This is a genomic window from Pseudoroseomonas sp. WGS1072 (assembly GCF_049340465.1).
In the GTDB taxonomy this organism is placed as follows: domain Bacteria; phylum Pseudomonadota; class Alphaproteobacteria; order Acetobacterales; family Acetobacteraceae; genus Pseudoroseomonas.
The window spans coordinates 2,853,595-2,875,136 of record NZ_JBMPSU010000001.1; the positions used below are offsets into that span (position 1 = coordinate 2,853,595).

The 21,542-nt window shown below is 73.6% G+C and carries 23 protein-coding genes; 18 read left to right on the top strand and 5 right to left on the bottom strand.

Features of this window, described 5'->3' with window-relative positions:
* The first annotated feature begins 97 nt into the window (after window positions 1–97).
* From ACF3NH_RS13405 to ACF3NH_RS13415, 3 genes are read left to right on the top strand one after another with little or no spacing between them, the layout of a single operon-like run.
* On the top strand, window positions 98–796 hold the full coding sequence (locus ACF3NH_RS13405) for a sulfite oxidase-like oxidoreductase (RefSeq protein ID WP_422923456.1): 699 nt from the start codon (window positions 98–100) through the stop codon (window positions 794–796).
* Window positions 789–1,334, top strand: a complete 546-nt coding sequence (locus ACF3NH_RS13410; RefSeq protein WP_198367318.1) for a glutathione peroxidase — start codon at window positions 789–791, stop codon at window positions 1,332–1,334. The genes ACF3NH_RS13405 and ACF3NH_RS13410 overlap by 8 nt, the downstream gene beginning before the upstream one ends.
* 17 nt (window positions 1,335–1,351) lie before the next feature.
* The gene (locus tag ACF3NH_RS13415; protein WP_422923459.1) at window positions 1,352–1,825 is read left to right on the top strand and encodes a GNAT family N-acetyltransferase; all 474 of its coding nucleotides are present in this window, start codon (window positions 1,352–1,354) and stop codon (window positions 1,823–1,825) included.
* A gap of 12 nt (window positions 1,826–1,837) precedes the next feature.
* Here ACF3NH_RS13415 and ACF3NH_RS13420 read toward each other — a convergent pair whose 3' ends face one another.
* Window positions 1,838–3,163 (bottom strand): aspartate aminotransferase family protein, encoded by a 1,326-nt coding sequence (locus ACF3NH_RS13420; protein ID WP_422923461.1) that lies wholly within the window; start codon window positions 3,161–3,163, stop codon window positions 1,838–1,840.
* A 150-nt stretch (window positions 3,164–3,313) separates the two neighbouring features.
* On the opposite strand from ACF3NH_RS13420, the gene ACF3NH_RS13425 reads away from it, so the two are divergent.
* The 4 genes from ACF3NH_RS13425 to ACF3NH_RS13440 all read left to right on the top strand — a co-directional run bounded on the left by ACF3NH_RS13425 (window position 3,314) and on the right by ACF3NH_RS13440 (window position 7,870).
* The gene (locus tag ACF3NH_RS13425) at window positions 3,314–4,912 is read left to right on the top strand and encodes a L,D-transpeptidase family protein (protein ID WP_422923463.1); all 1,599 of its coding nucleotides are present in this window, start codon (window positions 3,314–3,316) and stop codon (window positions 4,910–4,912) included.
* A complete protein-coding gene (locus tag ACF3NH_RS13430; protein WP_422923465.1) occupies window positions 4,912–5,496 on the top strand; it encodes a YcbK family protein in 585 nt (194 codons plus the stop codon). Before ACF3NH_RS13425 ends, ACF3NH_RS13430 begins: the two co-directional genes overlap by 1 nt.
* 65 nt (window positions 5,497–5,561) lie before the next feature.
* Window positions 5,562–6,032, top strand: a complete 471-nt coding sequence (locus tag ACF3NH_RS13435; RefSeq protein ID WP_422923467.1) for a MarR family winged helix-turn-helix transcriptional regulator — start codon at window positions 5,562–5,564, stop codon at window positions 6,030–6,032.
* On the top strand, window positions 6,029–7,870 hold the full coding sequence (locus tag ACF3NH_RS13440; RefSeq protein ID WP_422923469.1) for an FUSC family protein: 1,842 nt from the start codon (window positions 6,029–6,031) through the stop codon (window positions 7,868–7,870). The genes ACF3NH_RS13435 and ACF3NH_RS13440 overlap by 4 nt, the downstream gene beginning before the upstream one ends.
* A gap of 15 nt (window positions 7,871–7,885) precedes the next feature.
* Here ACF3NH_RS13440 and sugE read toward each other — a convergent pair whose 3' ends face one another.
* Complete coding sequence (gene sugE, locus ACF3NH_RS13445) at window positions 7,886–8,200, bottom strand: quaternary ammonium compound efflux SMR transporter SugE (protein WP_198367311.1); 315 nt, start codon at window positions 8,198–8,200, stop codon at window positions 7,886–7,888.
* A 326-nt stretch (window positions 8,201–8,526) separates the two neighbouring features.
* Between sugE and ACF3NH_RS13450 the strand changes: the two genes are divergently transcribed.
* Genes ACF3NH_RS13450 through ACF3NH_RS13460 form a run of 3 tightly spaced genes read left to right on the top strand, consistent with a single transcriptional unit; the run spans window position 8,527 to window position 11,227 of the window.
* The gene (locus ACF3NH_RS13450; protein WP_422923471.1) at window positions 8,527–9,969 is read left to right on the top strand and encodes a SidA/IucD/PvdA family monooxygenase; all 1,443 of its coding nucleotides are present in this window, start codon (window positions 8,527–8,529) and stop codon (window positions 9,967–9,969) included.
* Window positions 9,970–9,972: 3 nt separating this feature from the next.
* Complete coding sequence (locus ACF3NH_RS13455; RefSeq protein WP_422923473.1) at window positions 9,973–10,422, top strand: hydroxyisourate hydrolase; 450 nt, start codon at window positions 9,973–9,975, stop codon at window positions 10,420–10,422.
* A 22-nt stretch (window positions 10,423–10,444) separates the two neighbouring features.
* A complete protein-coding gene (locus ACF3NH_RS13460; protein ID WP_422923475.1) occupies window positions 10,445–11,227 on the top strand; it encodes a phytanoyl-CoA dioxygenase family protein in 783 nt (260 codons plus the stop codon).
* Here the strand turns inward: ACF3NH_RS13460 and ACF3NH_RS13465 are convergent.
* The 3 genes from ACF3NH_RS13465 to ACF3NH_RS13475 are packed head-to-tail and all read right to left on the bottom strand — an operon-like array spanning window position 11,221 to window position 13,464.
* Window positions 11,221–11,937, bottom strand: coding sequence for an SOS response-associated peptidase (locus tag ACF3NH_RS13465; protein WP_422923477.1), 717 nt, complete (start codon window positions 11,935–11,937; stop codon window positions 11,221–11,223). The genes ACF3NH_RS13460 and ACF3NH_RS13465 overlap by 7 nt on opposite strands.
* Window positions 11,938–11,939: 2 nt before the next feature.
* Entirely contained in the window at window positions 11,940–12,272 is a 333-nt protein-coding gene (locus tag ACF3NH_RS13470) for a DHCW motif cupin fold protein (RefSeq protein WP_198367306.1), read from the bottom strand.
* A 4-nt stretch (window positions 12,273–12,276) separates the two neighbouring features.
* Window positions 12,277–13,464, bottom strand: a complete 1,188-nt coding sequence (locus ACF3NH_RS13475) for a M20 aminoacylase family protein (RefSeq protein ID WP_198367305.1) — start codon at window positions 13,462–13,464, stop codon at window positions 12,277–12,279.
* A gap of 111 nt (window positions 13,465–13,575) precedes the next feature.
* Between ACF3NH_RS13475 and ACF3NH_RS13480 the strand changes: the two genes are divergently transcribed.
* The 8 genes from ACF3NH_RS13480 (at window position 13,576) to ACF3NH_RS13515 (ending at window position 21,534) form a co-directional block, all read left to right on the top strand.
* Window positions 13,576–14,292: an extensin-like domain-containing protein gene (locus ACF3NH_RS13480; protein ID WP_422923480.1), complete on the top strand. Its 717-nt coding sequence runs from the start codon at window positions 13,576–13,578 to the stop codon at window positions 14,290–14,292.
* A gap of 113 nt (window positions 14,293–14,405) precedes the next feature.
* Window positions 14,406–14,876, top strand: a complete 471-nt coding sequence (gene rplM / locus ACF3NH_RS13485) for a 50S ribosomal protein L13 (protein ID WP_198367303.1) — start codon at window positions 14,406–14,408, stop codon at window positions 14,874–14,876.
* A gap of 4 nt (window positions 14,877–14,880) precedes the next feature.
* On the top strand, window positions 14,881–15,384 hold the full coding sequence (gene rpsI, locus ACF3NH_RS13490) for a 30S ribosomal protein S9 (protein ID WP_198367302.1): 504 nt from the start codon (window positions 14,881–14,883) through the stop codon (window positions 15,382–15,384).
* 126 nt (window positions 15,385–15,510) lie between these two features.
* The gene (argC, locus tag ACF3NH_RS13495) at window positions 15,511–16,515 is read left to right on the top strand and encodes an N-acetyl-gamma-glutamyl-phosphate reductase (protein WP_422923483.1); all 1,005 of its coding nucleotides are present in this window, start codon (window positions 15,511–15,513) and stop codon (window positions 16,513–16,515) included.
* A 60-nt stretch (window positions 16,516–16,575) separates the two neighbouring features.
* Window positions 16,576–17,124: a gamma carbonic anhydrase family protein gene (locus ACF3NH_RS13500; RefSeq protein ID WP_422923485.1), complete on the top strand. Its 549-nt coding sequence runs from the start codon at window positions 16,576–16,578 to the stop codon at window positions 17,122–17,124.
* A gap of 80 nt (window positions 17,125–17,204) precedes the next feature.
* On the top strand, window positions 17,205–17,861 hold the full coding sequence (locus ACF3NH_RS13505; protein ID WP_422923487.1) for a hypothetical protein: 657 nt from the start codon (window positions 17,205–17,207) through the stop codon (window positions 17,859–17,861).
* A 49-nt stretch (window positions 17,862–17,910) separates the two neighbouring features.
* Complete coding sequence (locus tag ACF3NH_RS13510; protein WP_422923489.1) at window positions 17,911–19,875, top strand: methyl-accepting chemotaxis protein; 1,965 nt, start codon at window positions 17,911–17,913, stop codon at window positions 19,873–19,875.
* 72 nt (window positions 19,876–19,947) lie between these two features.
* The gene (locus ACF3NH_RS13515; RefSeq protein ID WP_422923491.1) at window positions 19,948–21,534 is read left to right on the top strand and encodes an ABC transporter substrate-binding protein; all 1,587 of its coding nucleotides are present in this window, start codon (window positions 19,948–19,950) and stop codon (window positions 21,532–21,534) included.
* The last annotated feature ends 8 nt before the right edge of the window (window positions 21,535–21,542 follow it).

Here is a 21,542-nt window from a genome sequence, read left to right on the forward strand (position 1 = left end):
CCTGCCGGGGGTGGCAGGATAGTCCGCGCCGGGGCGGTCTTGCATCCCGCCCCCCGGTGATGTGACCTCTCGTCGCGGCATGGCGGAAGGAAGGGCGATGGCCCCGGAGGATGAGGCGCTGCCGGAGGGCGTCCGGCGCAAACTGGTGGAGAGCAAGCAGCGCTGGGCGCGCGAGGGCCGGCTGCTGACCGGGCAGGCCCCAGGGCAGGCCCCAGGGCAGATCCCGGCAGGGGAGGGGTCGCGCCCGCGGCTGCCGCCGGGCCAGCGGCGGGTCGCGGACTTCCCGGTGCTCGATCTCGGCCTGCAGCCCGCGGTGACGCGGGAGGCCTTCCGGCTGAAGGTGGAGGGGCTGGTCGAGCGCCCGGTGACGCTGGACTGGGCCTGGCTGCAGGAACTGCCGCAGGAGGAGCGGGTCAATGACATCCATTGCGTCACGCAATGGTCGCGCTACGACAACCGCTGGAGCGGCGTGCCGGTTCCGGCCCTGCTCGACCTGGTGAGGCTGAAGCCGGGCGCCGCCTTCGTCAGCTTCGAGGCGCATGACGGCTACACCACCAACCTCCGCCTGGACGACTTCGCCCGCCCGGAGAACCTGCTGGCGCACAGCTGGGAGGGCCGGCCGCTGACGCGGCAGCACGGCGGACCCCTGCGCATCGTGGTGCCGCATCTCTATCTCTGGAAAAGCGCCAAATGGGTGCGCCGCATCACCTTCACCAACCGGAACCAGCCGGGCTTCTGGGAGGTGCGCGGCTATCACGACCGGGGCGACCCTTGGCTGGAGGAACGCTATGGCTGACCCGACCCGCCGCGCCTTGCTCGGCGCACCCCTGCTGCTGGCGGCGGCCCCCGCCGCGCCCGATCCCGCGGCGGCGCGGGGACACGATTTCCGCTTCCCCGCCATCGAGGGGGGCGAGATCGACCTGGGCGCGCAGCGCGGCCGGCCCCTGCTGGTGATCAACACCGCGAGCTTCTGCGGCTTCGCCAGCCAGTTCGCGGGGCTGCAGCGGATCCACGAACGCTACGGTCCGCGCGGCCTGTTCCTGCTGGCCGTGCCGTCCAACGACTTCAACCAGGAGAATGCCGACAGCACGGCGATCAAGGCCTTCTGCGAGGCCACCTGGGGGGTCGACTTCCCGATGGCGGCGCCCTGCCACGTGAAGGGGCCGGAAGCCCATCCCTTCTTCGCCTGGGCGGCGGCCCGCAGCACGGCGCCGCGCTGGAACTTCTTCAAGTACCTGGTGGCGAAGGACGGGCGCCTGCTGCAGGCTTTCCCGAGCGCCACCGGGCCGGACGCGCCCTCCTTCCGCCAGGCGATCGAGGCGGCGCTGACGTGACGGCGGAATGGCGGCCGATGCGGCCCGTGGACCTGCCGGCGGCGGAGCGCATCGCCGCCGTGGTGCATCCGGACCTCCCGGAGGACGAGGCGGTCTTCGCCGAGCGCCTCGCGTTGTATCCGGAGGGCTGCCGCCTGCTGGTGGGGGAGGGCGAGGCGCTGGGCTACGCCATCACGCATCCCTGGCGGCGGGGCGAGCCGCCGGCGCTGAACAGCCTGCTCGGCGCCCTCCCCGCGCGGCCCGACACCTACTACATCCACGACCTCGCCCTGCTGCCCGGCGCGCGCGGCGGCGGCGCCGCCGGCCGGCTGGTGACGCTGCTGGCGGAGCAGGCGCGCGGCCTGCCGGGGATGTCCCTGGTCGCGGTGAACGGCTCGGTGCCCTTCTGGCGCCGGCAGGGCTTCTCGGTGGTGCGGGAGCCGCGCCTCGCCGCCAAGCTGCGGAGCTATGACGCGGAGGCCTGCCTCATGGAACGCCCGCTGGCCGGGTGAGGCGGCGCCGGCTCAGCGCAATCCGGGCAGCACCGCCGCGCGTTCGGTGCAGAAGCGCCGCACCGCCGCCGCCAGCCAGTCGCACTCGGCCTCGCCGATCGGCAGGCTCAGGGCGATCATGCCGCGCCGCGCCAGGTAGAGGCCCTCCGCCATCAGGTCGAGGAAGAGCAGCTCGCGCAGCTGCTCCTCCTCGGCCGTGGATGCATAGGGGCGGAGAAGCGGGCCGGGGCGGAAATGCGGCGCCATCATGCTGCCCGCGCCGGTGAAGTGCAGCCCGCTGCCCTCGGCCGCCTCGTTCAGTGCCGCGCGCAGCGCCTCGCCACGGTCATAGAGCGCGGCGGCCTCGCTGGCGCCGAAGACCTCGCCCAGCGCCACGACCCCGGCGGCCATGGAGAAGACGTTGTTGTTGAAGGTGCCGGCATGCGGCAGGCTGCCCGGGCGGTGGCCGTCGAACTGCGCCATGATGTCGGCCCGGCCGCCGAAGCCGCCGAAACTCATGCCGCCGGCCATGTACTTGCCGAGCGTCGTCATGTCCGGCGTGATGCCCAGCCGCGCCTGCAGCCCGCCCTCGGAATGGCGGCTGCACATCACCTCGTCGAGGATCAGCACGGCGCCGGTCTCGGAGGCGGCCTCGCGCAGCGCCTGCAGGAACTCGGCGCTGGCCGGGATGCAGCCGCCCGCGCCCATCATCGGCTCGACGATGACGGCGCCGATGCTGTCGGCATGGCGGCGGATCAGCGCGGCGGCACCCGGCCCGTCATTGTAGTCGGCCAGGGTGAAGGGCAGCGGCAGGGTCACCGCCTCGGCCCCCGGCGTGAACAGCAGGACCCCCCCGTGGTAGCCGCCGCGGAAGGCCAGGATGCCGGGGCGCCCCGTGAAGTTCCGCGCGGCGGTGAGGGCCATGATATTGGCCTCCGTGCCGCTGTTGGTGAAGCGCACGCGCTCGATCGAGGGGAAGCGCGCCTGGATCAGCGCCGCCAGCCGGCCCTCGTCGGCGCCGACCGCGGCGAGGTTCATCCCCCTCTCCATCGCGGCGCGCAGCGCGGCCTGGATGCGCGGCTCGGAATGGCCGAACAGCCCCGCGGAATACTCCCCGCAGAAGTCGATGTACTCATGCCCGTCCACATCCCAGAGCCGGCACCCCGCGCCCCGCGCCATGGCCGTGGGGAAGGGGGTGTAGAACAGGACGCTGCGGGTATTGCCGCCGGCCAGGCTCTGGCGCGCCGTCTCGTGCAGGGCGGCGGAGGCGGGTCTCGCCTGCGCATAGGCGTCCCGTGCCTCGGCCAGCAGGGCCGGGAGATCGCTGTTGCGCAGAGGCGCGGAGGGGCCTGCGGGCATGGTAAGGGCTTCCTTGGCGACGCTGCCGGTCAGGCTGCGGCGGGTCCCGCCCCGGGTCAAGCCTGGGCCTGGCCATGCCATGTCTATCCTTGCGTAACAACGGACTATCAAGGCTGGCGGTGAAGTGCCATGAACTGTAAGGAGGCGTGGATGCGCCGCAGAGATCTCCTTGCCCTGCTGCCGGCGGCGGCCGTGCCGGTCGCGCGGCCCGGCCGGGCGGCACCGCCGCAGACCTGGCCGGCCGATAGCGCGGCGTGGCTGCGCCTGGCGGGGCGGCTGCGGGCGGTGGACCAGGACGGGCTCTCGCCGGGCCACTACGCCATCCCGCCCGACAGCCGCGCGGCGGCCGATCCATCGGGTCATGCCGCCGCGCTGCGGGCCGCGGCGCAGGCCGTGCTGGCGGATCTGGTGCTGGGCCGGGTGGTGGCGCCCGCCGGCCGTCCCGATCTGCGGCGCGACCCGGCGGCCTCGCTCCTACCCTCCTGGCAGGCCGCGCTGCGGGCCAGCGCCGAGCCCGCCGAGGTGATCGAGCGCGCGGCGCTGCAGCCGGCCGACATGCCCGCGCTCCGCCTGGCGCTGCGGGCGGCCCGCGCGCGGGTCGAGGCCGGCGGCTGGCCCTCCATCCCCCTGGGCGAGACGCTGGACCCCGGCATGGCCGACGCCGCGCGGGTGCCGGCGTTGCGCGCCCGCCTCGCCGCCGAGGATGCCGAGCTGGCGGCGCTGACCCCCGAGGCGCCGGAGTTCTACGACCCGGCCCTCGAGGCGGCGGTCCGCCGCTGGCAGGCGGCCCAGGGGCTGGAGCCGGACGGTCGGGTCGGCCGCGCCACGCAGCGCCTGATGAACCGTCCCGTCGAGGCGGTGGTCGGGCAGATCCGCGTCGCCATGGACATGCGGCGCGGGCTGGCGCCGCCGCCGCCGGGCCGCCGCGTCGAGGTCAATATCCCGGCCTATGCGCTGCGGGTGATGGAGGGCGGCCGGGTGCTCCTGGCCATGCGGGTCATCGTCGGCAAGCCGGCGCGCGCCACGCCGCCGCTCGATGTCCGCATGACGGCGGTGCAGTTCAACCCGCCCTGGGGCGTGCCGGAGCGCAACGCGCGGGAGGACCTGCTGCCGCGCTTCCGCCGCGATCCGCGCGCCATGATGGAGAAGGGTTTCCGCGTCTACAGCGTGATCGGCGGCGAGCGCGTCGAGATCGACCCGACCACCATCGACTGGGGCGCCATCGGCGGCACCCGCTTCCCCTACATCATCCGCCAGGACGCCAGCGACGCCAGCGCCCTGGGCCGGCTGAAGTTCGTCATGCCCAATGGCGACGACATCTACCTGCACGACACGCCGGACCGCCATCTCTTCAACCGCGCGGAGCGGGCCCTTTCCTCCGGCTGCATCCGCCTCAGCCAGCCGATGGAACTCCTGGAGCTGGTGCTGGCCGGGGCGCCGGGCTGGGACCGGGCGCGCGCGCAGAAGGCCCTGGACAGCCGCCAGACCAGCTTCCTGGGCCTGAGCCGGCCGCTGCCGGTGCGCCTGGCCTACGAGACCGTCACGGTGGAGGAGGGCGAGGTCCGGCTGCGGCCCGATCTCTACGGGCTGGATGCCGCCTATCTCCGCCTGCTCGATCAGCGCCGCGCGGCCCCGGCCGCCGAGCCGGCGCTGGCCGCCGCGGCGCCGCGGCGGCCGGCCACTCCCGCCCGCGCTTCCGCGCCTGCCCCTGCCGGGCCTGTTCCAACCCCCACAGCCCAGATCGAGTGATGCGCTTCCGACGACATCCCGCCGATACCTGCCCCTGCTGCGACCCGGCCCTGGCGAGCCGGCGCGAGATCATCACCGCCGGCCTCGGCCTGCTGGCCTGTACCGCCGCGATGCCCGGCAGCGCGCGGGCGCAGCCGCCGCTGGCGCCGGTGCGGCGGCTGCGCGTCCAGCGGGTGCTCACCGAGGACAGCTTCGACGGCGTCTATTTCCGCGACGGCCGCTACGACCGGCAGGCACTGCATCAGCTCGACTGGGTGTTCCGGGATCTCTCGGCCGCCGAGGTCACGCCGATGGACCCGCGCCTCTTCGACGTGCTGCACAGCGTGGCGGAGGCGCTCGACAACAGCGAATTCTACCAGATCTCCAGCGGCTATCGCACGCCGGAGCGCAACAGCGCGCTGCGCACCTCGCGCGTGTCCACCGTCAGCCTGCACATGTCGGGCATGGCGGCGGATTTCCGCCTGCCCGGCAGCAACGCCTATGGCGTCGCCCGGATCGCGGCCGAGATGCAGGTGGGCGGCGTCGGCCTTTACCGCCGGGACGGCTTCGTGCATCTGGACTGCGGCCCGCCGCGCCGCTGGTGAGGGGCCAGACCGCGCGGGTGGGAAGGCGCTTGCCATTTAGATAGCTGGCAAACTATCCATCCGGGATGCTCTCCCCGGACGATACCCTGCGCGCCGGCTTCGGCCTGCGCCTGCTCCAGCTGGGCCGCCTCTGGCGGCAGGCCGTGGATGCCGAGATCCGCAAGGATGCCTTCCCCGATGCTGGCTGGCGCGCCCTGCTCTGGCTGCATCGCGCGGGCGAGGAGCTGCGGCAGAAGGATCTCGCGGCGGCCATGGGCATCGAGGGGCCAAGCCTGGTCCGCCTGCTCGACGGCCTCTCGGCCGCCGGCCTGCTGCGCCGCGTGGCGGATGCCACGGATCGCCGCGCGCGCCGGCTGAGCCTGACGCCCGAGGGGCGCGCCGCCGCGGTGCGGATCGAGGCCCGGCTGCGCGGCGTGGAGGCGGAGTGGCTGCGGGATATCCCTGGCCCCGACCTTGCCGCCTGCACGGCGCTGATGGCCCGTCTGGAAGCCCGCCTGATGGCCCGGCGGGAGGAAGAGCGAGGCGGCGCGCGGTGAGCCGGGACCGGATCGGCTACGGGCTGCGGCTCGGCCTGGCCGCCCTCATCGCGCTGGCGCTGGCGTTGGCGCTGGGCCTGCCCAATCCCTACTGGGCGGCGATGACGGTCTGGATCACGGCGCAGCCGACGCGCGGCATGCTGGCCGAACGGCTGGCCTTCCGCCTGCTCGGCACCGTGGCGGGCGCGGCCGTCGGCCTGTTGCTGCTGCGCGCGACGCATGAGCCGGTCCTGGTGGTGGCGGCGCTGGCGCTCTGGCTCGGCCTCTGCATCGCCGCCGGCAACCTGCTGCGGCACTCCCTCGCCTATGGCACATTGCTGGCCGGCTACACGGCGGGCATCGTCGTGCTGCCCGAGTTCATCCCCGGCCTGCCGCCGCATGACCTTCCGGCGGCGCGCATCCTGGCGACGATTCTGGGGGTCCTGGTCTCGGCCATCGTGACCTGGCTGCTGACGCCGGACTCGCCCCGCGAGGCCACGCTGCGCCGCATGGGCGAACTGGGCCGGGACGGCCTCGCCTGGGCCGCCGACTGCCTGCGCGACACGCTGCCGGCGCCGGGTCTCGCGGCGCGCGAGCAGGCGCTGCTGGTGGAGCTGGCGCGGATCGAGGACGGCGCCGATCAGCTCGCCGCCGGCTCGCCCCGCGCCTATGCGCGCATCCGCGCGCTGCGCGGCGTGGTCGCGGCGTTGCTGTCGGTGATCTCCACCGCGCGGCTGCTGCAGGCACGGCTGGCGGAACTGCCGCCCGATCCGGGGCTGGCGGCCTGGTGCGAGGATCTGGCCTGCCGCCTGGGCACGGCGGCGGCGCCGGCGGCCGGTGCGCCTCCTCCGGCCGCGCGGCGCACCGCTGCGGCGCTGGCCGAGGCGGTGGTGGCGCTGCGCCAGGCCCTGGCGGCGCTGGACTCCGCGCCCGCCGCGCCGCCGCGCCGCATGCCCTTCCACCGCGACTGGCCCGCCGCCCTGGCCGCAGCCCTGCGCGGCGTGGCCGCCGTCGGGCTGCTGGGTGCCGCCTGGCTGCTCAGCGGCTGGAGCTTCGGGCCGTTCCTGGTGATGGGCGGCAGCATCTTCGCCAGCGCCTTCTCGGGGCATCCGCAGCCGGTCGCGGCGCTGCGCGGCGTGCTGATGGGGGCCTGCGCCGGCCTCGTCGCGGCGCTGCTCTGCCGTCTGGTCCTGCTGCCGCAGGAGGCCGGGATGGGTCAGCTGCTGCTGACCCTGGCGCCCTTCATGGCGCTGGGCGGCCTGGCCCAGGCGCATCCGGTCCTCGGCAAGCCCGCCATGGACGCGAACATGGTCTTCATGCTGGCCGCGCAGCCGATGCTGCCCCTGCACGGCACGCCGGCCATGCTGGTGCAGGGCGGGCTGGCCATCCCCCTCAGCATCGCCGCCACGCTGTCGATCTTCTGGCTGCTGCGCGGGGACCGGCTGCGCGGCCTGCCGGTGGCGCTCCGGCGCGATCTGGCGGGCCTGGCAGCGGGGCGCGATGCCGCCGCCCTGGCGCGGGGGCGGGCACGGCTCGATCACCGCGTGCTGCGGCTGACGCAGCAGGCTCCGGACCGGGCGGCGGAAGGGCTCGCCGTGCTGCGCCTGGGCGATGCGCTGCGTCTGCTGGGCGGCGCCGGCTGCGCGGCGGCGGCGGTGCTGCGCCAGCCGGCCGCGGCATGGGACGGGGCGCCGGCGGCCCTGCGCGGCGGCGCCGGCGCGGACGAGGCCGGCAGCCTCATGCGGTCCGCCGCCACGGCGCTGGAGGCGGCGGCGCCGGTCCTGCGCCCGGTGGCGCCCGCGCTCCGCCGCCTGCCGGGCTCCGCGGCCGCGCCGCCGGAACCGGCGCCCCGGCCATGACCGGGCGGGCGGCCCTCAGCCGACCAGCTTGAGCCCGATGATGCCGCCGGCGATCATGACGATGCAGGCGAGCCGCGCGGCGGTCGCCGCCTCGCCGAAGAGCAGGATGCCGAGCAGGGCCGTGCCCACGGTGCCGATGCCGGTCCAGATCGCGTAGGCGGTGCCGAGGGGCAGGGCGCGGAGCGCCAGGCCCAGCAGGCCGAGGCTGGCGGCCATGCAGGTCACGGTGAACAGGGTCGGCACCAGCCGCGTGAAGCCGTGCGTGTACTTGAGCCCGACGGCCCAGCCGATCTCGAGAAGTCCCGCGAGGAAGAGGGTGATCCAGGCCATGACGGTCCTCCGTCTCCGAAGGCCGGGCCGTCCCTGCCGCAGGCGCCGGAACCCTGTCCGGGGAGGGTCGTCCCTCCGGGGGCATCGCCCCTGCCACGATCCATATAGGACCCCATGCGGGGGTGGGGAAGGTCCGACGGCGAATTGTCGATGACCTCGCCGAGGGACCGACGACCTGGCCCAGGGCGCCCGGGCGCGGGGGGTCGGCGCCACCGGGGAGCCGGGGTCACGGCTCCCTGAAGCGGGTGCCGCGGCGGGAGCATGGCGGGGCGGTCTTGTGCATGGCAACATGCCAGGCCCGCACCCTCGCCGACAGGCCCCGCACCATGCCCGAACCGCTCGCCACCCTGGAGCAGGCCGTCCGCCAGCAACTGGCGCTGCTGGATTATCCGGCGCCGGACTGGATGCCGGCATCAGCGGAGGGTGTGCTGGACGTGGCCATCATCGGCGCCGGGCAGACCGGACTGGCCACCGCCTTCGGCCTGCGCCGGCAGAAGGTCGGCAATATCGCCCTCTTCGACGCCGCCCCGCCGGGCGGCACCGGTGTCTGGACCACCTTCGCCCGGATGCGCACGCTGCGCACGCCGAAGCACGTCACCGGCCCCGATCTCGGCGTGCCGGCGCTGACGCCGCGCGCCTTCTTCACCGCGCGCGACGGCGTCGAGGCCTGGGACCGGCTGCACAAGATCGGCCGCGCGGACTGGCAGCGCTACCTCGACTGGTATGCCGCCGTGCTCGACCTGCCGGTGCGGCACGAACACAGGCTGCTGGAGATCGCTCCGGCGGCGGCGGGGCCGACGGTGCTGCTGGCGCTCCGCTTCGCCACGCCAGAGGGAGAGCGGGTGATCCGCGCCCGCCGGCTGGTGCTGGCCACCGGCATGGACGGGGCCGGCGCCTGGGCGGTGCCGCCGCCCTTCGACCGCCTGCCGAAGGACCGCGTGCTGCACACCGCCGAGGCCATCGACTTCGCGGCGCTGGCCGGGAAGTCCCTGCTGGTGGTGGGGGCCGGGGCCTCGGCCTTCGACAATCTGGCGGTGGCGCTGGAGGCGGGCGCGGGGAGCGCCACCATGCTGGTGCGGCGGCGGCGGATGCCACGCGTCAACCCGTTCCGCTGGATGGAGCAGGCCGGCTATCTCGGCCAGTACCATGCCCTGCCGGACCTGCTGAAATGGCGCTTCACCCGGCACATCTTCGAGCTGAACCAGCCGCCGCCGCAGGAGAGCTGGAACCGCGTCTGCGATGATCCGCGCTTCCGCCTCGTCATGGGCGCGCCTGTCGAGGCCGTGCGCGAGGCGGAGGGGCAGGTGGTGCTGGAGACGCCGCGCGGCGCCTTCCGGGCCGATGCCGTCCTCCTCGGCACCGGCTTCGTCATCGATCACGCGCTGCGGCCGGAACTGGCACCCTTCGCCCGCCAGATCCGGCTCTGGTCCGACGCCTTCGCGCCGCCGCCGGGCGAGGAGAGCGCCGTCTGCGCCGCCTCGCCCTATCTGTCGGACGATTTCAGTTTCCAGGAGAAGACGCCGGGCGCCGCGCCGCTGCTGCCGCGCATCCACTGCATGACCTATGCGGCAACCCTGTCGATGGGCCTCTCGGGCGCCAGCATCAGCGGCATGAAGTACGGCGTGCCCCGGCTGGTGGACGGGATCTGCCGCGCCTTCTGGCGCGAGGATGCCGAGCGGCACCTGGCCGCCCTCCGGGCCTTCGACCTGCCGGAACTCACCTCCGCCATCCCCCAGGAGCTTCCCGATGCCCCCGATGCCACGGAATAGAGCATGAGCCAGAAGCCGAGCGCCCTTTCCACCCATGTGCTGAACACCGCCGAGGGCATCCCCGCGGAGGGGGTCGCCGTGGAGCTGTGGCGGATGGGGCCGGAGCCGGAGCGGATCGCCGCCGCCGTCACCGATGCCGATGGCCGGACGGAGGGCACGCTGCTGCCCGCCGGCACCTTCCGCCCCGGCCGCTACGAGCTGCGCTTCGCCATCGGCGACTACTTCGCCGCCCGTGGGGCCTTCGCCAAGGTCGCGCCGCCGCCGCCGCCCTCGGAGACCGCCGAGTTCCGTCTCCTCGATCCCCTGGCCGAGCCGCGCCGGGTGGACCCGCCGCCGGCCGAGCGCTTCCTCGACGTGGTGGTGCTCAACATCGGCCTCTCGGAAGGGCAGGGGCATTACCATGTGCCGCTGCTCTGCTCGCCCTGGTCCTACAGCACCTATCGCGGCTCCTGAGGGCCGCAGGCGCCGCGAATCCATGCAGGATGACGACAGGGCGGACTACGCGCGGAACGGCTTCGCCCTGGTCCGGGGCGCCGTGACCGGCCCGCTCCTCGCGGCGCTGGGCCAGGCCGTGGACGCGGTGCAGGCGGCCGTTCCCGGCCTGGCGCCCGGACTGCGCGAGCGCCTGACGCTGGAGCGGGACCTGACGGAGGACCGCCGCGACGGGATCGCCGCCTCGGAGGTGGGCGACGCCATCTTCATCCTGGGCGATCCCCCGGCTTTCGCCCTGGTCTTCGGGGCCCTGCTCGACCATCCGGCGGTGACCGGCCCGATCCGCGCCGCGCTGGGCGTGTCGGAGGCGGTGGCGCATTTCATGAACGTCACCATCAAGCATCCCGGCTTCGGCCGGAGCATCGGCTGGCACCGGGATTATCCGAACGGCTATGCCTGCCCGGAGGCCTCCTGCTTCCTGCGCGCGATGATCTGCCTGGATGGCATGACGGAGGCGGGGGGCGCGACCGCCTTCCTGCCCGGCTCGCACGCGCTGACCGACGCGGCGGCGCGCGCGGCGCCACGCCGGCCGGCGGGATGGAGCCCCGAAGGCGCCGTCACGCTCCCCTGCGCCCCGGGCGACATGGTGCTGATCCATCCGAAGGTGCTGCACGGGGGCGGCATGAACCGCTCCGCCCGGCCGCGCCGGAACATCATCCTGCAGGCGGGGGACGCCGCCGTGGCGCTGCGGGAGAGACCCGCCCAGGAGGCGGTGGCGGGGCGCCGGCTCGGCGGCCTGGCTCCGGCGCCGCCGGCCGGTCAATAGACCGGCCGGTCGTCCAGCTCGGGGGGCGGCGTCGCGGTCGGGTCGCGCGCCAGGAGCCCGGCATCGTTCTCGCTGAACTTGCCGACCCGCACCGCCACCGGCCAGCAGGCCAACTCCTCCGGCGGGCAGGGCTGCAGGAAGTCGAGCAGCTCCTCCGTCGTGGCCTCCTCCTCGCCCAGCCAGGCCGGCCACAGCTCGGGCGGCAGGATCACCGGCGTGCGGTGATGCACCAGGGCCTGCTTGGCATTGGCCTCGGTGGTGATGATGGTGAAGGTGCGAAGCCACGCGCCGTCCGGCTGCTGCCAGCCCTCCCAGAGGCCGGCGAGCGCCATCGGCTCGGCCGAGGCGAGGGCGACGGCATAGGGCTGCTTGCGCTCCCCCTCCTGCCGCCACTCATAGAAGCCGTCCGCCGGCACCAGGCAGCGCCGCCGGGCGAAGGCCTCGCGGAAGGAGGGCTTCCCGGCCACGCCCTCGGCCCGGGCGTTCATCAGCTTCGCCGCGCCGGAGGCGTCCTTGGCCCAGCGCGGCACCAGCCCCCAGCGCAGCGGGCCGAGATGCCGGGCGCCGGTCCCGGGGTGGCGGCGCAGCACCGGCGCCTCCTGCGTCGGCGCGGTGTTGAAGTTGGGCGGGAAGTTCGGGAAGGGCTCCACCGCCTCGAAGTACCGCACGAGCTCCTGCGGCGTGCGCTGGAGGAAATACCGCCCGCACATGCTCAGTCGACGATGAACAGGGTGCAGCCGCCCTCGGTGACGGAGCGGTGCGCCGCATCGCCGAAGTCGGACATCATGTAGCTCATGCCCGCCTTCAGCGCGTGGCGCCGCCCGTCCTTCAGCTCGCTGACCAGCTCACCGGCGACGACGTAGATGATGTGCCCCCGGTCGCACCAGTGATCGGCGACATAGCCCGGCGAGTACTCGACCAGCCGGACGCGGATGTCACCGATGGTGAAGCTGCGCCAGAGGGCGAAGCCGGTCTCGCCCTCGTGCCGGCTCGGCTCGACCTTCGACCAGTCGGTGACGGTGAAGGGAAGGGGAGGGATCTTCACGGCCTCAGCCCCTGTCCGAATCGTCGCGGGGCAGGAGCTGCTCGGCCAGCGTGGCGAAGAAGCTGGCGCCGACCGGCAGGACCGCGTCGTTGAAGTCGTATCGCGGGTGATGCAGGCCCGGATCGCTGGCCGTCCGGCCGCTGCCCAGCATCAGGTAGGAGCCCGGCGTCCGGTTCAGCATGAAGGCGAAATCCTCCCCGCCCATGGTCGGCTTCGGCATCTCGTGGGTCCGCGCCTCGCCCACCACGGCGGCGGCGGCGCGGGCGGCGAGGTCCGTGGCCTCCGCCTCGTTGACGGTGGCGGGATACATGCGGGTGAAGCGCACCTCGGCCCGCGCGCCGAAGGCGATGGCGATGCCGGAGGCGATCTCCGTCACCTTCCGCTCCAGCACGTCGCCCACCTCGGGGCGGAACCAGCGGGCCGTGCCGCGCAGGTGCACCGTCTCGGGGATCACGTTGAAGGCGTTGCCGCCCTCGATCCTGCCGATGGTGACGACGCCCGCCTCCACCGGCTCCACGTTGCGCGCGACGATGGATTGCAGCGCGGTGACGATCTGCGCCGCGATCACCACCGGGTCGTTGCCCATGTGCGGCATGGCGCCATGCGCGCCATGGCCGGTGATGGTGATCTCGATATCGGCCACCGCCGCCATCACAGGCCCGGCGCGCCAGTGCATCTCGCCCGCCGGCAGGTTCGGCCAATTGTGCAGGGCGAAGACATGCCGCATCGGGAAGCGCTCGAACAATCCCTCCTGCACCATCTTCTCGGCGCCGCCGCCCATCTCCTCGGCGGGCTGGAAGATCACATGGACGGTGCCGGCGAAGTTGCGCGTCTCGGCCAGGTACCTGGCGGCGCCGAGCAGCATGGAGGTGTGCCCGTCATGGCCGCAGGCATGCATCTTGCCGGGCACGGTGGAGGCATGGGGGGCGCCGCTCTCCTCCAGGATCGGCAGCGCGTCCATATCGGCGCGCAGGCCGATCGCGCCGCCCTCCCCGCGGCCGCGGATGACACCCACGACGCCGGTGCCGGCGATGCCGGTCACCACCTCGTCCACACCGAAGGCGCGCAGCTTCTCCGCCACGATGCCGCTGGTCCGCGCTTCCTCGAAGGCCAGCTCGGGGTGGCGGTGGAAGTCCTGCCGCCAGGCGGTCATCTCCTCGTGGAAATCGGCGATGCGGTTCAGCACGGGCATGGCGGGGCCTTCCGGTCAGGTCTCGGGACAGGGGCAGCTTTGCGTCCGCGCCGCCGCCGCGGCAAGGGGGGCACCCTTTCCGGCGGGCCGGACGGGGCCATCTGAGAGGGGATGCTCCGCCGCCTCCTGGTCCCGATCCTCCTGCTCGCGCCGCTGGCGCTGCTTGGCGCCTATCTCGGCGGCGCGCTTCAGCTGCCGCCGCGCTGGGACCCGCGCGCGCCCCTCGACTTCCGCGACGCGCCCAACCTGATGACCGGCTGGAAGCTGGCGCGGATGGAGTGGGAGGAGGGCGCCTGCGCCGCCGCCTTCGCCGCGTCGGGCCTGACGCTGGAGCGCCTGCCGGACCGTCCCTCCGAGGTGGGCTGCCCTCTGGAGAACACGGTGCGCCTGGCCGGGCAGGGGGCCAGGCTGCAGCCGAACCAGCCCGTGGTGACCTGCCCGCTGGCGGCGGCCTGGGCGCTGTTCGAGCGGCACGGGCTGCAGCCCGCCGCCGAGCGGCATTTCGGCAGCCGCGTCACCGCCGTGCGCCATCTCGGCACCTACAACTGCCGCAATGTCTATGGCCGCGCGGAAGGCCGGCGCAGCCAGCACGCCACGGCCAACGCGATCGACATCGCCGGCTTCACCCTGGCCAACGGGCGCGAGATCCGGCTGCCGCGGGACTGGGGCAGCGAGGACAGCGCCACGCCGGGGACGCCCGGCGGCTTCCTGCGCGAGGCGCGGGATGGCGCCTGCCGCTGGTTCAAGGCAGTGCTGGGGCCGGACTACAACGCCGCGCATGCCGATCACTTCCACCTGGACCGGGGGCGCTGGAGCCGCTGCAGCTGATGTGGTATCTTGATACCACCAAAGGAAAACCCGGCTTTTCCCTTGACCTGCGCGGGTTCCGCGGCGATAAGCCGCCACCGATTTCCAGACCGCCATTGTTCAGGATAGAGACCGTGCTGCAAACGCAGACCCGCTCGCTGAAGCCGGCGGAGGTGAAGAAGAACTGGGTGCTGATCGACGCGGAGGGCCTCGTGCTCGGCCGCCTCGCCGCCCTGGTCGCCAATCGCCTCCGCGGCAAGCACAAGCCGCAGTTCACGCCGCATGTCGACTGCGGCGACCATGTCGTGATCGTCAACGCCGAGAAGGTGAAGGTCACCGGCAACAAGGCCGAGCAGTCGGTCTTCTACTGGCACACCGGCTATCCGGGCGGCATCAAGGAGCGCACCCTGCGGGAGCGCCTCGAGAGCCGCTTCCCGGAGCGTGTCATCGAGAAGGCCGTGGAGCGGATGATCACCCGTGGCCCGCTCGGCCGCCGGCAGATGAAGAACCTGCACGTCTATGCCGGGCCCGAGCATCCGCATGCCGGCGCCCAGCCCGAGGCGCTGGACGTCGCCGCCCTGAACCGCAAGAACACGGTGGCCTGAGATCATGAGCGAACAGACGACCTCCAACAGCGTCTCCTCGCTGGCCGAGCTGAAGACCTTGGTCGCCGGCACCCCGGCCGCCGGCGAGGCCTCCGCCCCGCGCGAGCCGAAGAAGGACCAGTTCGGCCGCGCCTACGCCACCGGCCGCCGTAAGGATGCCGTGGCCCGCGTGTGGGTGAAGCCCGGCAAGGGCACGATCGAGATCAACGGCCGCGCCGCGTCGAAGTATTTCGCGCGCCCGGTGCTGCGGATGCTGATCACCCAGCCCTTCCTGGTGGCCGACCGCTACCAGCAGTTCGACGTTTACTGCACCGTCACCGGCGGCGGCCTTTCCGGCCAGGCCGGCGCGGTCCGCCACGGCATCAGCCGGGCGCTGACGAACTTCGAGCCGGCGCTCCGCCCGATCCTCAAGAAGGCCGGCTTCCTGACCCGCGATCCGCGCGTCGTCGAGCGCAAGAAGTACGGCAAGGCCAAGGCCCGACGTTCCTTCCAGTTCAGCAAGCGCTGACGCTGGGCGGACCGGCGCTCGGCGCCGGTCCGGGACACGGACTGTTTCATCGGCGAGGGCGGGTCCGCAAGGGCCCGCCCTTTCTGCTTTCGTGCTATCCTCATCATCCCCGAAGGAGGGCTCCAGATGGCCAAGGGCACCATTCCCGCGATCTTCATCGACGGCGAGGCCGGCACTACCGGCCTTGGCATCCGCCAGCGGCTGGAAGGGATCTCCGGCATCGCGCTGCGCTCCATCGACCCGGCGCAGCGCAAGGATCCTGCGGCCAAGGCGGCGCTGCTGGCGGAGGTGGATCTGGTTGTGCTCTGCCTGCCCGACGCGGCGGCGAAGGAGACCGCCGCGCTGGCCGCCAGCCTGGGCGCGGCCGCGCCGAAGCTGCTCGACGCCTCCACCGCCCATCGGGTCGATCCCGACTGGGTCTATGGCGTGCCCGAACTCTCCCCGGAGCAGCCCGGGCTGATCGCCGCTGCGCCCCGCGTGGCCAATCCGGGCTGCTACCCGACCGGCGGCATCGCGCTGCTGCGCCCGCTGGTCGCGGCCGGGCTGATCCCGGCCGACCATCCCATCACGGTCAACGCCGTCTCCGGCTATTCCGGCGGCGGCAAGGCGATGATCGAGGCCTATGAGAGCCAGGCGGCGCCGAACTTCGAGCTCTACGGCCTTGGCCTGGAGCACAAGCATCTGCCGGAGCTGCAGCAGTATTCCGGCCTGACCCGGCGGCCGATCTTCGTCCCCAGCGTCGGCAACTTCCGCCAGGGCATGCTGGTCTCCATCCCGTTGCACCTCGACACCCTGCCGGGCCATCCTTCCCCGGCCGAGCTGGAGGCGGCGCTCTCCGCCTATTACCGGGGGTCGGACTATGTCTCCGTGGTGCCGGCCGAGGGCAACGGGAAGCTGGAGCCGGAGGCGCTGAACGACACCAACCGGCTGGAGCTCAGGGTTTTCGGCAATGCCGGGCGGCGGCAGGCCGTGCTGGTGGCGCGGCTGGACAATCTGGGCAAGGGCGCCTCGGGCGCCGCGGTGCAGAACATCGGCCTCATGCTCGGCATCCCGGTGGAGGATGCCGCCAGCCGGGCCGTCCCGTCCTCCCCCCCTCTGGCCAGCGGGAGCGGGAAGGCGCAAGCTGCCTGAAACCAGGGATGCGCGGCGGCGACGACCGCCGCGCCGCAGCAGGAGGATGACGACAGGACCATGGCACCGCTCTTTCCCTTCGAGGGCCGCCTGCCCAGCATCGATCCCACCGCCTTCGTGGCGCCCAGCGCGGCGGTGATCGGCGATGTCGAACTCGGCGCCGATTCCAGCATCTGGTACCACTGCGTGCTGCGCGGCGACACGAACTTCATCCGCATCGGGGCACGCACCAACGTCCAGGACGGCACCATCGTCCACGTCAATGCCGGCGATCAGCCGGCCATCCTGGGCGATGACGTGACGGTGGGCCATGCCTGCATCATCCACGCCTGCACGCTGAAGAACCGCGCCTTCGTCGGCATGGGCGCCACCGTCCTGGACGGCGCGGTGATCGAGGAGGGCGGCATGCTCGGCGCCGGCGGGCTGCTGGCGCCCGGCAAGCGCATCGGCCCCAACGAGCTGTGGCTCGGCGCTCCGGCGCGGCTGGTGCGGGTGATGGACGCCGAGGAGCGCGCCCGCTGGGACCGCACCGCGGCGCATTACGTCGAGCTGGCCAAGCGCCACACCACCTCGCTGACGCCGGCGCTGATCCTCAATCCGGTCGGCTGAGCGGGCGGCGGCGGCGCGTGGCTTTGGCCGCCGCCCGGCCTGCGGCATCCTCCCGCCGACCTGTCTGGAGTGCCGCCGCAATGCGCCGATTCGCCGCCGTCCCGCCGCCCCTTCGCCTGTCGCTCTGCCTTCCGTCCTGTCTTCCCTTGGCGCTGGCCGCGCTGCTGCTGCCCGCCTGCGCCGAGTTACGCACGCCGCCGCCGCGCACCGAACTGCCGCTCGATCTGGTCCCCGCGGCGCAGGACCCCTTCCGCAGCGCCGTGCGGCTGGCGGCGCGGGACTTCGCCGACCAGGCCGCCGGCCTGAACGGCCGCCCGGCCGAGACGGCAAAGGCCGCCGCCCGGCTGGAATTCCTCGCCCAGGCCATCGCCACCGATCCGCGCTACAGCGACTTTCCGCCCGGCATGGTGATGGCGTTGCGCGGCGCGGTGGCCGAGGTGCGGCAGGCCATCGGCCTGTCCGAGACCGCCCTGCCGGACCAGGCCATCGGCGCCCTGGCCGCCGCCGCCCGCGCCATCGAGGCGGGCGGCGGGAGCGGCGGCGCCTTTCCCGAGACGCTCTTTCCGGCCGGTCCGGAACGCACGCGGCAAAGGCTGGCCGAGCCGGGCCCGCTGCCGGAGGCCGCGATCGCGACGGGGCGCCTGGAGGAGGCGGTGGCGGCGATGGACCGCGAGGGCGGGTGGGGCCGCCGGCCGGGCGGACTGTCGCCGCTGGGGGCCATGTCAACCTCCCCTTAAGGCGGCGACGGCACTCTGGCGGCTCGGAAAACGGGTCGGGAAAGCCAGGATGCCCAACTTCAACTCGGTGCGGATCAGAATCGCGGGCGCCATCATGGCGGCGAGCCTCGGGGCCTCGGCCCTGCTGTTCGGGCTGAATGCCGTGCAACGGGCGGGCGAGGCCCGTGCCGATCTGGAAACCTCCGTGGCGCGCCAGGCCGCCGCCGTGCGCAACGCGCTGGAGGAGGAGAAGCGCCTCGCCGCCGCCCTGGCCGAGAGCCTGGCGCGCAGCCCGGCGGTCGCCTCCGCCATCCTGGACGGCGACCGCGCGGCGCTGCTGGCGCAGCTCGCCCCGGTCCACAAGGCGCTGGCGCAGAGCCTGGGCCGCATCATCCTGACGGTGTCGCAGGCGCCGGGCGTGGTGCTGCTGCGCGCGCACGATCCGGCGGCGCATGGCGACCGCTATGTCGACCGCCGGACCGTGGTGCGCGAGGCTTATCGCCAGGGCAGGTCGGTGGTCGGGCTGGAGCCGGGCCGGGACAATATCAGCGTCTTCGCCGGCGCGCCCGTGATGCGGGACGGCCGCGTGGCGGCGGTGGTCGATCTGGGCCTGGCCATCGGCGAGGGGCTGGCGCGCCGCGCGGGTGAGGCGGGGCAGGCGGAACTGACCTTCTATCGCCGCGACGGCCAGTCCCTGGCGTCGATCGGCTCGACCACCGGCGGCCAGCCGCTGCTGAGCCCGGCCGAGCTGGAGGCGGCCTTCTCAGGATCCCAGGGTGGCGCGGCGCAGTATCGCGGACGGCGCTTCCAGGCCGCCGCCGAGCCGCTGCTCGGCATCGACGGTCAGGTGCTGGGGCTGGTCGAGATCGGCGTCGATATCGAGGACCGCCTGACCCGGGCCGAGAGCGCCGACCGGCAGGCCCTGCTGGCGACGCTGGGCGCGGCGCTGATGGCGCTGTTCGCCGGTCTGCTGCTGGCGGCGCGCCTGGCGCGGCCGTTGCAGGCCCTGGCCGCCGCGGCGCGGGATCTCGCCGGCGGCCGCGTCGACATCACCGTACCCGGCCAGGAGCGGCGGGACGAGATCGGTGCCGTGGCCCAGGCCATGGAAGTGCTGCGCCAGGGCAGCGCCGAGGCCGAGGCCCTGCGCCGCGCGCAGGCGGCCGCCCGGGCCGAGGCGGAGCAGGCGCGGCGCGAGGCCACGCTGGCCCTGGCCGAGCAGGTCGAGCACGCGATCGGGGGCGTCGGCGGTGAGCTGGCCCGGAGTGCCGCGCTGCTGCGCCAGCGGGCCGACGATCTGGCGGCCGGCATCGCCACCGCCGGGCAGCGCGGCCTGGGCGCGGCCCGTGGCGCGGAGGACGCGGAGGGCAATGTGCAGACCGTCGCCGCGGCGGCCGAGCAGCTCTCCGCCGCCATCGCCGAGATCACCCGCCAGGTGGCCGAGGCCGCGGCGGTGGCGCGCCGCGCGCTGGAGCGCAGCAGCGCCGCCGATGCCACGGTGCAGCTCCTCTCCAACAGCTCCGAGCGCATCGGCGAGGTGGTGCGCCTGATCGGCGACATCGCCGGGCAGACCAACCTGCTGGCGCTGAACGCGACGATCGAGGCGGCGCGGGCGGGCGAGGCCGGCAAGGGCTTCGCGGTGGTGGCGAGCGAGGTGAAGTCGCTGGCCGCGCAGACCGCGCGGGCGACCGACGAGATCGGCGCGCAGATCGGCGCCATGCAGCAGGCGGCGCGCGACGCGGCCGAGGCGATCGGCGGCATCGCCGGGGTCATCACGGAAGTGGACCATATCGCCGGCAGCATCGCTGCGGCGGTGGAGGAGCAGGGGGCGGCGACGCGCGAGATCGCCCGCAATGTCGGCGAGGCCGCCGCCGGCACCGGCCGGGTGACCCAGGAAGTGGCGGCGGTCAGCCAGGCGACGCGCGAGGCGACGCAGGCGGCGGAGGGGCTGACGGCGCTGAGCCAGGACCTCGCCGCCCAGGGCGGGCGCCTGCGGCAGGAGCTGGACGGGCTGCTGGGCCGGCTGCGCGCCGCCTGAGACGGGCCGGCCGGCGTTTCCTCTCCGCTCCGGATGTGCAGAATGCCATGAGGTCACAGGGTGGAGGGATCTATGCAGCGACGGAGCTTCTTGACCAGTGCGGCGGGGCTGAGCGCCGCCGCCCTGGCCAGGCCGTCCCTGGCGCAGGGGCAGGGGGCGCATGTGCTGCGCCTCATCCCGCAGGCCGATCTCAGCATCCTCGATCCGCTGAACACGACCGCCTACCCGACGCGCAACCACGGCCATCTGTGCTGGGACACGCTGTACGGCCTGGATCTCGACTTCCGCCCGCAGCCGCAACTGGCGGCCGGGCATGTGGTCGAGAATGACGGGCGGCGCTGGACCTTCACCCTGCGCGATGGCCCGACCTTCCATGACGGCGAGAAGGTCCTGGCGCGCGATGCCGTGGCCTCGATCCGCCGCTGGATGCTGCGCGACACCCACGGCCAGACGCTGGCGCAGCGCCTGGACGAGATCCGCGCGCTGGACGATCGCCGCTTCGAGATCCGGCTGAACCGGCCCTTCGGCCCGATGCTGGACGCCCTGGCCAAGGTCTCCTCCTACCCCTGCTTCATCTATCCGGAGCGCTTCGCGAGCCAGGATCCCGGCCGGGCCCTGACCGAGGTGGTCGGCTCCGGCCCGTATCGGTTCGTGGCGGAGGAGCGCGTTTCGGGCAGCCACGTGGTCTACCGGAAGTTCGACGGCTACAGCCCCGCCTCGGGCGCGGTGAGCCTGACCGCCGGCCCCAAGCTGGCGCATTTCGAGCGGCTGGAATGGCGCAACATCCCCGACCCCGCGACGGCCGCCGCCGCCCTGCAGGCGGGGGAGGTGGACTGGTGGGAGCAGGTCGCGCCCGATCTGCGGCCGCTGCTGCGGGGCGATCGCGGCCTGGTTGTCGAGCGGCTGGATGTCGGCGGCCTCGTGGCCATGCTCCGCCCGAATCACCTGCACCCGCCCTTCAACGACCCGGCGCTGCGCCGCGCGCTGTGGCCGGCGATCCGGCAGGCCGATTTCATGACCGCCATCATGGGCGACAACCGCGATCTCTGGCGTGACGAGATCGGCTGCTTCCCCGAGGGCAGCCCGATGGCCTCCACGGCCGGCATGGCGGCGCTGACCGGCCCGCGCGACAGCGAGGCGGCGCGCCGGGCGGTGAAGGCCGCGGGCTACCGTGGCGAGAAGGTGGTGATGCTGCATCCGACGGATGTGGTGAACAACAACAACCTGACCGCCGTCGCCACCGATATGCTGCAGAAGGTGGGCATGTCGGTGGAGAGCGCCACCTCCGACTGGGGCACGCTGCTGCAGCGCCGCTCCAACCGCAATCCGCCCGCGCAGGGCGGCTGGAGCGCGCTGATCGTATTGTTCGGCGGCATCGACCTGGCTAATCCCGGCGGCCATCCGCTGCTGCGCGCCAATGGCGAGAAGGCCTGGTTCGGCTGGCCCACCAGCCCGCGGCTCGAGGAGCTGCGCGATGCCTGGTTCGATGCGCCCGACCTGTCGGCGCAGCAGGAGATCGCGCGCGACATCCAGGCGCGCTTCTTCGAGGATGTGCCCTTCTATCCGCTCGGGCAGTACCTGATCGACAGCGCCTGGCGCAGCACCCTCACCGGGCACCGGCGCGGCATGGCGCTGCCGCTGAACGTGCGCCGCGCCTGACGCGAGGG

Bases quoted from the DNA above. Each gene is read 5' to 3' on its own strand.
- ACF3NH_RS13435 (WP_422923467.1), top strand. From the start codon at position 5,562: ATGCTCTCCCCGGACGATACCCTGCGCGCCGGCTTCGGCCTGCGCCTG.
- ACF3NH_RS13420 (WP_422923461.1), bottom strand. From the start codon at position 3,163: ATGCCCGCAGGCCCCTCCGCGCCTCTGCGCAACAGCGATCTCCCGGCC.
- ACF3NH_RS13455 (WP_422923473.1), top strand. From the start codon at position 9,973: ATGAGCCAGAAGCCGAGCGCCCTTTCCACCCATGTGCTGAACACCGCC.
- ACF3NH_RS13510 (WP_422923489.1), top strand. From the start codon at position 17,911: ATGCCCAACTTCAACTCGGTGCGGATCAGAATCGCGGGCGCCATCATG.
- ACF3NH_RS13515 (WP_422923491.1), top strand. From the start codon at position 19,948: ATGCAGCGACGGAGCTTCTTGACCAGTGCGGCGGGGCTGAGCGCCGCC.
- ACF3NH_RS13480 (WP_422923480.1), top strand. From the start codon at position 13,576: ATGCTCCGCCGCCTCCTGGTCCCGATCCTCCTGCTCGCGCCGCTGGCG.
- ACF3NH_RS13410 (WP_198367318.1), top strand. From the start codon at position 789: ATGGCTGACCCGACCCGCCGCGCCTTGCTCGGCGCACCCCTGCTGCTG.
- ACF3NH_RS13415 (WP_422923459.1), top strand. From the start codon at position 1,352: ATGCGGCCCGTGGACCTGCCGGCGGCGGAGCGCATCGCCGCCGTGGTG.
- ACF3NH_RS13475 (WP_198367305.1), bottom strand. From the start codon at position 13,464: ATGCCCGTGCTGAACCGCATCGCCGATTTCCACGAGGAGATGACCGCC.
- ACF3NH_RS13430 (WP_422923465.1), top strand. From the start codon at position 4,912: ATGCGCTTCCGACGACATCCCGCCGATACCTGCCCCTGCTGCGACCCG.
- ACF3NH_RS13505 (WP_422923487.1), top strand. From the start codon at position 17,205: ATGCGCCGATTCGCCGCCGTCCCGCCGCCCCTTCGCCTGTCGCTCTGC.
- argC (WP_422923483.1), top strand. From the start codon at position 15,511: ATGGCCAAGGGCACCATTCCCGCGATCTTCATCGACGGCGAGGCCGGC.
- ACF3NH_RS13425 (WP_422923463.1), top strand. From the start codon at position 3,314: ATGCGCCGCAGAGATCTCCTTGCCCTGCTGCCGGCGGCGGCCGTGCCG.
- ACF3NH_RS13465 (WP_422923477.1), bottom strand. From the start codon at position 11,937: ATGTGCGGGCGGTATTTCCTCCAGCGCACGCCGCAGGAGCTCGTGCGG.
- rpsI (WP_198367302.1), top strand. From the start codon at position 14,881: ATGAGCGAACAGACGACCTCCAACAGCGTCTCCTCGCTGGCCGAGCTG.
- ACF3NH_RS13460 (WP_422923475.1), top strand. From the start codon at position 10,445: ATGCAGGATGACGACAGGGCGGACTACGCGCGGAACGGCTTCGCCCTG.
- sugE (WP_198367311.1), bottom strand. From the start codon at position 8,200: ATGGCCTGGATCACCCTCTTCCTCGCGGGACTTCTCGAGATCGGCTGG.
- ACF3NH_RS13450 (WP_422923471.1), top strand. From the start codon at position 8,527: ATGCCCGAACCGCTCGCCACCCTGGAGCAGGCCGTCCGCCAGCAACTG.
- ACF3NH_RS13500 (WP_422923485.1), top strand. From the start codon at position 16,576: ATGGCACCGCTCTTTCCCTTCGAGGGCCGCCTGCCCAGCATCGATCCC.
- ACF3NH_RS13405 (WP_422923456.1), top strand. From the start codon at position 98: ATGGCCCCGGAGGATGAGGCGCTGCCGGAGGGCGTCCGGCGCAAACTG.